Consider the following 14239-nt stretch of genomic DNA (forward strand, 5'->3'; position numbering starts at 1 on the left):
GTTATATGCCTAAAAGAAAACAAGGAGAAGTAGATAATCAAGGAGTGCAAGATTTTGAATTAATAGAGCTACTAATTCGAGAGTCAGTAAAAGCTGGCCCAAGTACTTCAGCCCCAAAAGGGAGTGATTTTGAATCTTTCCAAGCAAGGTTTCAATCTTATGTTGATCAGGTTCCATCGTATTTACATTCAGTAGGTAAAGAAGGATTTTTTCCTCATTTCTTTTTAGGAAGTTTTTCTACTTTGATAGACACAGAAATTGCAGCAAAGCTGAACATTGAGAAAATATATTTTAGTTTTGACAGTTCAAAGACTCTAAAAGTAGCTGTTATTAGAAAAGGAGAAATCAAAAGCCCAGAAGATGCTGCTGATAAAGTAAGGCTCTTTGTTATTGCAGAATCTGGTAGCACAAAGAAAAAGTTTAGCTACGGTGAGCTAGATAAAATATTAGGCAATACTAAAGTTGCCAGGAATGATGTTGTGAGGCTAGCTAGAGATCAAGGTAAGCTAGGTGTGAGATTGGTAGAAATTGCTAAAGAAAAAGATGCCAAAGGGAAAATGGCAGGAATATCTGTTAATGTAGAAAGTAATAAATTGGACAATGATGCTTCTACAACACATGAGTTTAAGGAAATAAAAAAGGGGTTATGGAGTAATCCAGAAAATGATATAGCAAAGCTGACTAATTCGAATGCAGGAAAAGTAAAGGAATCTGTTGAAGAAATTTTTAAAAAAGTCAGTAGAATTCACTCTGAATATGGGAATTCACTTACCTATGCTCAAGGGACAAGAGAAGCAGCACATCATGGATTTGTAGCAGGAGCTTTAGTGAATTTTCGCTATAGACATAATCTTAGGGTTTACTTAGAGCAATTTGCAGGAAGAGGTTACGCTGATATTGTTCTAGTGCCTCGTGGTAAGGAAAGATCATTGAATGCTGTCCCAATTATTATTGAATTAAAAGCAGGAACAGCTGCTGGTACAACACTAGGTAGTGCATTAGAGCAAGCAAAGGATTATGCAAAAGGTTTTCAGCCAAACACAATGCGTGTTTTAACCGTTTCAGATAATGTGTTATGTGTAGGGTTAAATTTGGATTCAACTGAAGGTGAAAAGTTTTCAATGCATATATCGCCTCGTGAAGACAGAGAAATTGCTCTACCTACAATGCAGGCACTTTTGAAAGAAGCTTCCGATTGGAATGGAAGAGAAGAGGCAATTACTGATATAACAGAAAAGATAAAACAGCCACTAGAACGTATTTATCACACATTTCCTGGTACGCCAGAGAAAGGGGGTAATTACTTTAGTAGATTTCTATTAGGGCAACTTCTTCTTGCTGATAAGTTTGTAGATATTGATTTAGAGAAATCCGTATTTTTATATAATGAGTACCCACTTGCTTCTTCTACAAGATCTGGTACACAATCAACTGAAAGGCCTGTGACAACATTTATGCTGACTAAAGGAAATCAAGGACAGGATAAAGAGGTGTTTATTTTTCATATTAGAGAAGGAGGAAAAGGAGAGTTTAGTGAGAAAAAGATACCTATTAATCTACCAAAAGTTGGTAAAATAACAGAAGTATGTATAAGTTTACAAGAGGAAAGAAAATCAGATTTTTTTGATATAAAAAAGATTGATAGATATAATTCTTTGAATGAGTATAAAGGGGGAAAAGAATCTTTTAATGGAGAATGGAAAAACATTCCTTATCCTGCCGAGTTAAAGGAAAAATTTGATGCAGTACTAGAGTCTCAGCTTGCTTCTTCACAAGATCAATCTCAATCAATAGGCAAGTATAAGGAGTTATTTGGAAAATTAGGTGAGACAGTGCTACCTTTTAAGGTTCTAATAGAAAAGGAAGCGCATACTCAAGCTATATCTCACGGAGCATTTAGCCACTATAGTGATATAAAGCTAGGAGAACTACAAGAAAACAGGGCATTAGTATTAACTGAGTTTCAAACAGGCAGAGGAAAACGTATTGATATGCTGATTCATGGTATCAAATTTGCAGATCAAGCTAGCAGTGCTAAAGAATACGATCCAGTAGGGTTAGAGCTTAAAGGACCAAGGGAAGGCAAGACAGCTGATGCGTTAAAAGATGAAGCAAACAAACAAATAGCCGATGAGTATAAGAAAGGTGTAACTTATAAGACGCTGACAGATGGGAAAAAAGTAGATTTTATAGGTGTTGTATTTGATAAAGGTGCGAATAATGCAGATTCCCTTATCTTAATGAGCAAAGATGCGTTTACTCCTGTTAAGGTAGTTCATAGTTCTATCTTTAGTATTAGTCAGCAGCAATGTTCTAAAGGAAGGAAACAGCGCAGTACAGGTATGGTCTGTATAGATTCACGTGATGAAGAAAAGATTACAGAGAAAGAAAAGGAAAAACTTATTAAAGAGTTGTTTGGTATTGAAGCTTATGACACAAAAATTATAACTATAGATTCTCCTCAAGTGAGTATTGATAGTGGTAAAGTAAATATAAAATTCAAAGACAATAACGGTAATGATAAAGAATTAATAATAGATAACGCTACAAATATTAAGAGTATAGAAAATTATATACTGGATAAGGAAAATCTTGAGATAAAGTTAAAAGTAAGCAGCGATAAAGAGTATGCTATAATAGAAGAAATTAAAGAGCAAGGTAGTGAATATTATTTAAAAATTGATGATTATAGAATAAAATTAGATAGTATATTTAAAGATGGAAAAGAAGTAGTCTTTGATAAATTACGTCAACTATCAAATGATAAGCAGTTGTTAGAGAATAAAAAATACATTGAAGACATAGGTGATGTTCAGGATGTTGTAACTAATCAAGATTACAATAATATTGTAGAGGAAATTAAACAGAGCTTATTAGCAAAAGGAGTTAGAGAAGATACTTTCGATAGGTTTAAAAGTCATTTTGATGATCTTGGTGGAAAAGTTTTTGCAGATTATATTAGTAATGTGGAAAGCAGTCTTAATGGGAAAGGAATTGCATTTGATCATGATAAGTTTGACTCAGCAAAAATAAAAGGGGCAAAAGGTGGAAAGTTTTTCTCCCTAATGGCTATATATGACTTGCTTGATAGTATAGGTGATACAGCAACATTTGGACGACATAATAATGATGCTTTAAAGCAAGTATTTGGTATCAATGGTATACTAGATGCTATGGATGATGTTAGGACGAGTGTAAGTATTTCTCCTAATAGTAAAGTAGGAAGATTGATTAACAAAATACCACAACCTGTACGCCAAGCTTTTGTTAAGATTATCGATAATCCTGTAGTTCAAAGTATTACATTTGCGACTATCGCTTATCAATTTGGATATAGTGTAAATGAAATAGCTCAAGGTAATAATCATCCATTAAATTATTATTGGACAGCTAGTAGTGGTATAAAACTAGCAAGCATGAGTATAAGGCCTATAAGTGCAGGAGTTAGTTTTACGATAAAAAGTATAAGTGCTACTACTAAGATTTTAAGAGGGTTATCTGCTGTAGGCAAAGTTTTAGGAAGGGTAGCAGTAGTTACTATGGCTGCTGATGTATTGATAACAATTGGTGTGGAAATTCATGAAAGAATGGAATATACCAAAGCAATAGCAGAACAAGTGCCTCTACTACCTGGTAATGAGCAGGCAGAAGTCTTTTTTGCAAAGGTGATCAAGTTTTTTACAGGGAGAGATGTAGAAAAGGAATATGGGGATATAATTAGAGTAAAAGGTTATTTAAACCATGTAAAAGAAGTAGCTATTAAATTGTTAGATGATAATTATAATATAGCTGCAATTGTACAATATGTAATCTCTATTGAAGAAAAATATAGTGAGATAATTAGAGATGCAGATCGTATATGTCAACCGGGTCCAGCGTTCTCAGGGTTCTGTCATCAGACGTGTGAGTTAGAAGAAAAATACAATAACATCTCTTTTAGTAATGTTAACACAGCTTCTAATGCGGAGAAAGATTTATCTTCCCTCGATATCTCTAAAACACTACTTATGAGATCTTATACTTTGGTTATGAATGAAGGTTGGGAAAGGTTTATCTGTAACATAAAAAACAATCCTAAATGTGATCAAGATATAGATAAAAAGAAGGTTTATGTTGTTAATACAGATGCAAAACATATTCCTCATCTAACAAAATATGAGTACGAAAATCTTGGTTTAAGAATTATAGATGCACCATTAAGAAAACCGACACAAAAATCTCAGTGCAGTAAAATAATTAATGAAAAGGGTGGTGGATCTTTTCCATGCAATATCAACAAAATCCATAGGAATTGTCAAGAGACCTTTACTCTCTCAGGTAAACCTTTTATTTTTACTAATCCAAAAAGGAAAGATTCTTCCCTTATAAAAAATGGAACATACCCTAAAGACTCGGTACTGTATATTTCAGGGCCTAAAACATTAACAGCAGCCGCAAATTATCCAGCAGTAATGCATATTCCAGAGGGTAGTAATATACATTATATTGGCTCTAAAAACAATGAAACTATTTTTATTATTAATAATTCTATGTCTGGTACCCTCGAAGGTGGAGTAGGAAAAGAAAATACTCTGGTAATGAATGTTAAAGCTAATAATGTTGTTATAAATTTGCATGAAGGAGTAATATATTATGGTAGTAGTAATATAAAATTAGTTAATACGTATAACTATGTGTCAAACTCTGATATCAAACAAAATATTTTTACCCACTGTAGGACAAGATTAATTAATGCAAAAAATGCGGAAGTACAGCAAAATTTATTTAACTGTACAGATAAAGATTATGAAGTTAGAGTAGTCAACAAAGAGAACTTACATCACAGGGGATTAAAGCAAACAATATTTGTCGTTAATGAAGAGAGTGATAATGCTAGGATAGTAGGTGATTTAGGCAGTACAGGAAAAATAAAAGGAAATATTGATGTAATAAGGGTTCAAGTTAATAATATCACACAGTGGGGAGTAAGTAAAGATACAGGAAAAGACAGCTATAGCTTAGATCTTTTAGCTAATGATACACAAAGTATTGTTTCAAGTATTACAATCGATGATTTTAAAAATCTAGTAATTCAAGTAAATTGCCAGGGAATAACAGAGTCTGTTGCAATACAAGATAAGTCTTTGTCTGATACAATAGAAGATATTAGATATCAAAAGCTGAAAAGTTCAGGAAGTGATATTAGTAGAGAGGTAATACAAAATAGTGCAAAAAAGTTAAAAGCATTTATACAAGCAAGTATTCTAGATCAAGAATTGACTAATACTTATCAAGTTGCAAAAGATATTGCTAGTAAGAGTAATTTGGACATACCAATATCTCAAATAGAAGTTACCAAAAATTACATGGGAATACCTAGTGAAAAAGTGATAATTGCAGGTATGTATTCAGATCAGGTAATTGTTGATTTTAGCTATAATAATTCTGACGTTACAAGTAGTTATCAGAAATACCGTAATAATGGAAGGAGCTATGATTATGATCACTATATGACACTATGTAATTACTATCAAGACGTCACAGTAGAAGGGGGAGAAGGACAACATCAGTATATTATCAAACTACCAGATACATTAAACCACGAAATCTCGTTATTCCCCATAAGACTTAATTTAAAAATAAAAAGCAAAGCAGTGCCTTATCAGAACATACCTTACAATATTATTGATTTTGCTGAATTGAATGTAACAGATGTTGATAGTATAAGCATACAAGAAGGTAAAAGGAGTTATATAAATGAATGTTATAACCAATCAATCTCCGACCTTACAGAGGATAGCTTAGAGATAAAAGATATTACAGTACTTGGTAGTGAAGGTACTAAATGGTCTTTATCCGTTGGTTTAGTTGATTATTTTCAAAGTCCAGAGCATCAGCAAATTGTATTACAAATGAACAATAAGCTTTATAAAATTGACAGTACAAATTTAAAGCTTGAACATGTAGAGATGGATCCTAACTCTTTCAGATACTATCAGCCAGATGAACAAGGATTACAGATTTATCATAATCAACCTATTGACAATAATGATGTTGGGTTGGTTGATTTTAGAGATAAGTCTATATTGGGTTTTGATATGGAGGTTGCTGATGATAGTTTAGTGATATCATATGGAAATAGTACCATTTCAAAAGTGGAGAATTGGAGTAATTATCAACCTGCAAGAGAAATGATGTTTGCTTTTAATGATACAATACTCTCTAACTCGAAATGTATAATTTCTACTTGTAACTCAGAAGATATTATAGGGGACCTTAATAAAGAAAAAGTGGTTGTATTAAAAAATCAGATGTTTAATGCTATAGTACAAAATAACATCAGTGAAGCTGAAGACTTAATCAGAAGAATTGGAAGTGTTAATACCGAAAATAAGCACGAATTAACACCTTTATATGTGGCTATTCAAGAAGGTAGATTAGATGTGGTTAAACTTCTTTTTAATAGAGGATCCGTTAATGTTAAAGACAAAGATATTCATGGTTGTAATTCTTTACACTGGGCTGCTCAAGAAGGTAAGCTAAATATAGCTAAGTTTCTTGTTGATAATGGTGCTAATATTATTGCTGAAGATAATAATGGTAGAACACCTCTACGTGTAGCTGCTTGCAATGGTAATCTAGATATGGTCAAATTCTTCCTTAATAAGAGTGTTGATATCGAGTCTGAAAGTAATGACCCAGATAAGATGATGGGAAAGATTGAGAGTGTAAGGAAGGAAATTATAAATCAAGTAGATGCTTCATCTAATGTAAAAAAGTGGGCAAAGTCTTTTATAGAAGAGTTAAGATATTCAATAAAAAGTAAAGCAAAGAGAAAGCTGGATGATAATATATCGAGTAATTGTAGTGCTTTGACCACTGAACTTACTAATAGAATTTATAATTTTGATAAAAACTTATTTGATAATATAATTAAAGAAGTTGTAGATGATGCATATGGAAGAGTAGATACGAAAAAAATATTAAGCTGTGTGCATAATCATGGTGATATTGGTCAGTTGATTTCAGGTTACATAGCTGTATTTGATGCAATGCAAAAGAGTGGTGATCTAAATGATAATGCAATATTTAAGTTAGCTTCTTACATTAAAGAAGCAATGGAGATGAAGGATTATCCTAAAGTTCCTTTAGAAAAAAGATCTAGCCTTGAAAAGCTAGAAAATAGATTACCAAAATCAGTAAGGAATGCAATATTTGCTTCAAAAGTATGTATTAAGAATGTTTATCAGGGTGAATATTTATATGCTGCTGTTGATTGTTTTAATTATGACACAGAAAGGAGGAGAGCGTTTACTTGGGTTCCTGGGAAAAATGATAAACAAAGTGTGTGGAAGATTCATCCTGATGATGATAGCTTTCGTATAGTAAATGTTGAGTTTAATGAACATTTATATGCTGCTAGTAATTATTTTAATTATGATAATGATAGACGAATGGTATTTACTTGGATTCCAGGGGGACAAGTTACGCAAGATGTATGGAAGATTGAGCCTAACGGTGATAAATGTAATATAAGGAATGTTAAGCATAATGAGTATTTATATGCTGCTAATTATGCTAAATATGACAATGATAGGCGTAGAGTATTTACTTGGATTCCAGGAGGTCAGGTTCTGCAAGGGATGTGGATAATTGAAGATTGTGGGTCTAATGTAAGAAAAGCGAGAAATGCAGATGCTGGTTCTAGTTTAGATATAGTAAAGGTTTCAAGGCAAGCACAATTAGATCATGCATTGTTGAATGTAACAAAAGTTGGCAATATTAGTGAAGTAACAGGCCTTGTTAATCAAGGAGCTAATGTTAATACTGAAGACAGAGATGGTAATACTCCTGCACGCAATGCTGTATTAAAAGGTCACTTTGGTATATTTAAATACCTTGTTGAAAATGGCGTTAGTTTAGAGGGTAAAGATCATCGTTGTGGTCCCTCTATATGTGATGCTTCTTATAGTGGTAATTTGGATATACTAAAGTACCTTATTAGCAAATGTGTTGATATTAATGATACTGATAAAAATGGTTGGACACCGCTACATTTTGCTGCATGGAGAGGCTACTTAGAAGTTGCTAACTTTTTAATAGAAAAGGATGCTGATATTAACGCTGAGAACATTTTTGGCAGAAAACCTATACACATTGCCGCTGAAAACAATAACAAGAACATCATAGAATTTTTTCTCAGCAAGGGAGTAGACATTGATAATGCTGATAGGTATGGTCGGACGCCCCTGTACTGTGCCTCTCGGAATGGTCACTTGGATTTAGTAAGGTACCTCGTAGATAAGGGGGCTGACGTTTACACTCAAGACAAAGGCGGTAAAACATTGCTGGATATTGCTACTGATCAAAAACACAATAATATTGTAGAGTATTTAAAACAAGTGCAATTAGATAAAGAATTATTGATTGCAGCACAATATGGAAATCTTAGCAAAGTTGAAGATCTTGTAAGTCAAGGAGCTAGCTTAAGTGCTAAGTATAGCGATGGCCAAACTCTTATGCATTGTGCTGCTTATGGGGGCGAGCTAAATGTAGTAAAATATCTTGTGGTAGGTGAAAAAAGTAGTTTAAAAATTAAAGATAATAGTGGTAGAATTCCCCTTCACTATGCTGCTTACAATGGTAAACTAGATATAGTAAAATATTTTATAGACGAAGAAAAAATTGATGTTAATATTAAAGATCATGGTGGCTGGGCGCCTCTATATTATGCTTCTTGTGGTGGTTATTCTAATGTAATAAACTACCTTGGTAAAATACATAATTCAGATTTGATAAGTAACTTACAAGAAAATTCTACGTCTTTAGAAATCCCAAATAGTAATAACATTGAGGTTCAAGACAAACTTGGTAGAACACCCTTACATCTTGCTGCCAAAGCAGGTGATCTGAGCAAAATAAACCTTCTTTGTGATGATTATAATGCTAATATTGAAGCTCAAGACAATTTTGGTTATACACCAATTTTTTTCGCTACTCAATCAGGAAAATTGAATGTAGTGAGTCTTGTTCTTTATTATGGTGCTAATATTAATGCTCAAGATATGTATGGTTCTACGCCTTTACACTATGCTGCTCAAGAAGGTAACTTAGGTATGATTCAGCTTCTTCTTAGTAGATGTGCTAGGATTGAGCTTCTAGATAGGAATGGTTGGACACCTATACTTTTTGCTGCTCGAGAAAGTAAATGGAATGCAGTAGAACTTCTCGTTAGTAAGGGTGCTAAATTTAATAATGAAATAACGTATCAGGGAACACCTTTACATTTTGCTGTTCGAGAGGGTAATTTGGATACGGTTAAATTTCTTATTGATAAAGGTGCTAATATTGAGTCTCAAGACGACTATAATAACAAACCTTTACATCTTGCTGTTAGGATGAACAGATTGGATATAGTAAAATTTCTTCTTGATAAGCACGCTAACATTGAGGCTAGAGACATGGATGGTGATATACCTTTAGAATTGGCTATTCAAAGTGGTTACAAAGATATAGAAGAAGTTTTAAGGCAAGCACAATTAGATCTAGATAAAGAATTATTGAATGCTGCAAAAAGCGGAGACCTTGATAAAGTTAAAGAATGTATCAAACGGGGTGCTTATATTAATACTAAGAGTAGTAATGGAAGGACTTCTCTACACTGGGCTGCATTTGAAGGTTGCTTACCCGGAGTAGAGTATCTTATAAAGGAAGTTGCTGACATTAATGCTAAGGATAACACTAGTAGGACTCCTCTACACTATGCTGCTAGAAATGGTCATTTAGATGTAGTAAAATACCTTATAGAAGAAGGTGCTGATTTTGAGGTTAAAGACAAGGATGATAAAACACCGTTGGATCTTGTTTCTTGGAAAAAACATAATGATGTTGTAAAATATTTAGAGAAAATCAAAGAAGAAAGAGACAAAACTGTTCAACGCAAACGCCGTCATCACCATGGAGATCATACTCGTCATCATATGTCAAGAAAACCTCTTGCTATAGATTTAAGTAATCAATCCGAAGTAGTAGCAAGTAGTGGTACAAGACCATCTTCATGGATGAATATTGTTGCTAATACTATTGTAGATGCCATTAAAGATATTTCTCGGTTTGTATATTCTCCTTTAAAAGTTGAATTACCTGAGATTCCAGAAAACGGCTCAGATCATTCTGATACAGTAAGAAATCCAGGTGACCAATATACTAGCCAATTTAGCAGTGAAGTTTGTATAAGTAACAATGTTGCTTTAGGATTTTTCTTATTACAAAGCTTCCTAGATAAAAAATATCCTCTTCCTAAGTTTTGTTCCATTACCCCTGAAGAAGCTCTGGCTAACACACTGAATATTGTAGAAGAATTCAAAAAGACACTTGAAAAAACAGCTAAACAATCTGGTGTATCAGTGAAAGGTTTTGACTTTTTTAAAGTGTATCTAGATGTAGCAGGCCACGTAAGGAACGAGAGGTACTCTCAAATACCAAATACTTTATATTCAGTTGCAAAAGAAGTTTGTCCGAAAAATGAGAAGTTTCTGAGTAATTTAAAAGGCAATATTGAAAAGATGTGTGATGAGCAGCAAGTAGTTAATAGTGGATATCAACCTAACGACATTGTTGATAATAAACCTAGAAGCTATTTAAATAATACGACAGTGGACAAACAACTACAAAATGCCATTTACTCCCGAAGTTGTTTAATTTCGTCTACAGAAAGGCCGGTAATTTGAGCTATAACATCAATAGAGACACCAGCCTTAAGTGAATTTTTTGCAACTTCAATTTTACCTTCAATTTTACCTTTTTGATGGCCGATTTGGATAGCTTCTTTATTCATGACTGATCAGACTATAGTATTCTGTCTAGTAACCAATCTTGTGCTTCTCTACCTTTTTCCCACTTAGCAAACCTCATCTTTTCTTTTAGATAATATTCTCTATAGGTTTCTATCGGATTACTACGTTTATATCGATCAGGTAACGCTTGTGTAAAAGCTTGTATATCAGCTGATTGAAAAATTAGCAAATCCTTGTTGTTATCACACCAATCTATGACTTTTTCGGATTTATGAGTCCTTTTGTATCGCAAGCTATACTCTATACACAATTCTTTTCCGTGCTTTATCAACCAGTTAAAGTTTCCTTTTGATTGTCTAGCCCATAAAGAACAAGGATGGTTTTTGTGAGTAAGTTTATATGGAACTTCCACACTCTGGTCTATAATGCTAACCAAAGGATTTTGCGCTTTTAATGCAATTGAAAAAACACTACTAAGTAATTGAGCAGTTTCTAAGGGCATTTTCACTATGTGCTTATCGCATAACATTTGTGCTGCAGTTATAGGATTTTCGTCTAATACAAAGATATTCATCTAAGCATCTAGAGATAGTAGGCCTTTAACTTCATCAGCAGTAAGACCAGTAGTTTGAACTATGACATCGATAGAAACCCCCGCTTTGAGTAGATTCTTTGCAACTGCTATTTTAGCTTGCTTTTCACCCTTCTCTTCACCAATTTTAATGCCTTCAGCTCTACCTTTTTCTTTGCCAATTTTGATGCCTTCTTGTCTACCTTCTTGTCTACCTTTGTGAGTAGCATCATCGAGTTTTTGAGCAAGGATAGCCTTTTCATCAAGAATACGCTTAATTTCTTGTTCATAGGCAATAAATTCTTTTTCTGACCAGTTGAACCTATTTAGTTCTTCATATGCTCTTTTAATTATTAGATCACTTCCTATTATTCTCTCTAGCTCTTCTTCACTAGTTTCGTCTGCATATCTAAAGAAGTAGACCCATTTTTCAACTATACTTGAAAGCTGATCTTCTTTGGTTTTTGGAAATTTAGGCAACTCAATAAATATAAAGTAAAAATCTTTTAGATCATGTTCATTAGTATCTTCATCGCGAATAGTATGCTTTGATTTGTACTCAGACTTATCAGGGAATAAAATACAATCTGCTATAGCAATAAAGATAATTTCCTTAAGGTCATGGTATTGATCACCTTTATCAGACTGTCTTGAGTAAGCTTTAGCAGCATAGTATTGTGCACGTTTTTCAAAGCCCTTAGTTTTAGCGACCTGCATTTCAACTATGACTTGCAGCCCATTTTCATCTCTACAAAGAACATCAACAATGCTTTGTTTTTTAGAAGCAATATCAGGGTCTTGAATAGTACTTAAAAACTCTATATCCTGTATTGCGTTTTTTCCAGCAAAGCCGAGAATATCATTAAGAAAGTGAATAAGGATATCTTTATTTTTTTCAGTGCCAAAGATGCGCTTGAACGATATATCATTTTTTGGATCGAGAAACTTAGAAAGAGCCATGAGAAAGTAAGATAAAAAGCATTAATAATTATACACAATTGTGAAGAAATATTCAACTAAAATTCAAACATAGAAAGAAGTATCCCTTTTGTATATCTTTATTTGGTAGTATTAACCTGTATAATATTTATGGCAAATATCTCAATAAGGTACAAAATAGCACAAAAAGTAAGGAGCTGGAGATTAAAGCGAGGATATACTCAAAAAGATTTAGCAAAAAAAATCGGTGTAACGTATCAAATAGTACTACAATATGAAAAAGGAACACGAAAAATTTCGATTGAAAAGTTGTGTGCTATAGCAAAGGTGTTATCAATTAATATTACGGATCTTATTCCTGTATCAAATGAAAAAATCTGTTTTGAAGATAAGGGAGAGGAGATATTAAATCTAGTAAGAGAATATAAAAAGATTAATGATCAGGAGTTACGTAGAATGTTTTGTTTACTAACCAAATTTGTTCAAGTTAGTGAGAAAAGTAGTAAAAAAACAGAGAGAATAAAAATTGCAAAAGGTCTGGTTAAAGCAGGAGTTTCTGTTGATACTGTTTCAAAAATAATTGGTTTGTCTGCTGATGAATGTGTTGAAGAAAAAACAGGTTCTATATACTACAAAATAGGAAAAAAGATAAAAGAATGGAGACTAGTGCGGGAATATACTCAGAAGGATTTAGCAGAAAAAATGAGTACAACACGTGACGAAATAAGTAACTATGAGCAAGGAAGGGTTGCTGTTCCACTTGATAAAGTATATGAGATAGCAAAGGCATTATCGATTAATATTATGGACCTACTTGAGCTAACAGAAGATGCAGATGATAAAGTGGTACCTGATTTAATAAAAGAATACAAAAAGATTGAAAGCCAAGAACTACGTCATGTACTAATAAAATCTCTGTTTGAAAGCATACAAGTTTGCAAAGAGAAGGTGAAGAAAGTAGAAAAGATGAAAATTGCAAAGAATTTAGTTAAAGAAGGGATTTCTATCAATATTATTTTAAAAATAGTAGACATCTCTTTGGACGAAATTCAACAAGTTTAAAATAAAAAAATCAGTATCTATTAATATCTTTACTTTTTGATGAAAAAATAAGCAAAAAAGATTTAAAAATTGATTTGACTTCACTCAAAAGCTATGGCTCTATGCCAATGCTGACAAAAAAACAGCAGTAAATATATAAAAACATTTTGTTATTAGTGAAGGGTAATTTTTATGAATAATAAGAAAAGTAGTAGAGATCGTAGAGAAGAAATAGAATTCAGAATATTAGAAAGCAAAGGTAAAGCACTACTTGATCGTGAAATAATGGAAACATTTTTAAGTGCAGTACATGAAAGGCCGCAAGCTCAAGAAATTGCTAAAAATCTGGTGAATACCTATACAGGAGTAGGAAGGATTTTAGGCCGAGAAATGGACGACCTGAAAGTTATAGAAGGAGTAACTGATTCTGCAGTAGCAATGATTATGTGCGTTAAGGAAACACTAGAAAGGGTACTGAGAGAAAAGCTTAAGAGTGAGCCAATAATGGACTTGCAAGGGCTAGTAGAGTACTTAAATGTAAGTATAGGTCACTCAGAAAGGGAATGTGTAAAAATATTGTATTTGAATAGAAGACGCCAACTAATTGGAGAAGAATCCTATATTGGTGAAATGGAAAAAGCACCAGTATACATAAAGGAGATTACAAGAAAGGCATTAATAAAAAATGCAACATCAATAATAATGTCACACAACCATCCAGGTGGGAGCTTAGAGCCGTCAGAAGAGGATCAAGCAGTAACGAAGAGCTTAGCAGCAGCGTGTAGTACTGTAAGTGTTAGATTGTTTGATCACATTATTATCACAAGTGCAGGCTATTTTAGCTTTAGAGAAAACGGATTGTTATAGCAGAAAGTATTTGCAAATCTACTCACTATAATTTATAATGAGTAAT

Annotated in this window: 5 protein-coding genes and 1 pseudogene; 3 read left to right on the forward strand and 3 right to left on the reverse strand. The window is 33.1% G+C overall.

Translation table 11 applies throughout. The features are described from left to right. The first annotated feature begins 5 nt into the window (after positions 1 to 5). The gene (locus ACQH1X_RS03650; protein ID WP_425386573.1) at positions 6 to 10709 is read left to right on the forward strand and encodes an ankyrin repeat domain-containing protein; all 10704 of its coding nucleotides are present in this window, start codon (positions 6 to 8) and stop codon (positions 10707 to 10709) included. Here ACQH1X_RS03650 and ACQH1X_RS03655 read toward each other — a convergent pair. The 3 genes and pseudogenes from ACQH1X_RS03655 to ACQH1X_RS03665 form a co-directional block, all read right to left on the reverse strand. After that, positions 10661 to 10810, reverse strand: a pseudogene (locus ACQH1X_RS03655) (Rpn family recombination-promoting nuclease/putative transposase); the annotation flags it as partial. The gene ACQH1X_RS03650 and the pseudogene ACQH1X_RS03655 overlap by 49 nt on opposite strands. Positions 10811 to 10827: 17 nt before the next feature. After that, entirely contained in the window at positions 10828 to 11349 is a 522-nt protein-coding gene (locus tag ACQH1X_RS03660; protein ID WP_425386574.1) for a pyrimidine dimer DNA glycosylase/endonuclease V, read from the reverse strand. Continuing rightward, the gene (locus tag ACQH1X_RS03665) at positions 11350 to 12306 is read right to left on the reverse strand and encodes an Rpn family recombination-promoting nuclease/putative transposase (protein WP_425386575.1); all 957 of its coding nucleotides are present in this window, start codon (positions 12304 to 12306) and stop codon (positions 11350 to 11352) included. A 129-nt stretch (positions 12307 to 12435) separates the two neighbouring features. Between ACQH1X_RS03665 and wmk the strand changes: the two genes are divergently transcribed. Both wmk and ACQH1X_RS03675 read left to right on the forward strand, forming a co-directional pair. Next, on the forward strand, positions 12436 to 13347 hold the full coding sequence (gene wmk, locus ACQH1X_RS03670) for a WO male-killing family protein Wmk (RefSeq protein WP_425386576.1): 912 nt from the start codon (positions 12436 to 12438) through the stop codon (positions 13345 to 13347). Positions 13348 to 13518: 171 nt separating this feature from the next. Beyond that, the gene (locus tag ACQH1X_RS03675; protein ID WP_425386577.1) at positions 13519 to 14193 is read left to right on the forward strand and encodes a JAB domain-containing protein; all 675 of its coding nucleotides are present in this window, start codon (positions 13519 to 13521) and stop codon (positions 14191 to 14193) included. Positions 14194 to 14239: the final 46 nt, after the last annotated feature.

The organism is Wolbachia endosymbiont (group A) of Barypeithes pellucidus, assembly GCF_964030885.1.
GTDB lineage: Bacteria > Pseudomonadota > Alphaproteobacteria > Rickettsiales > Anaplasmataceae > Wolbachia.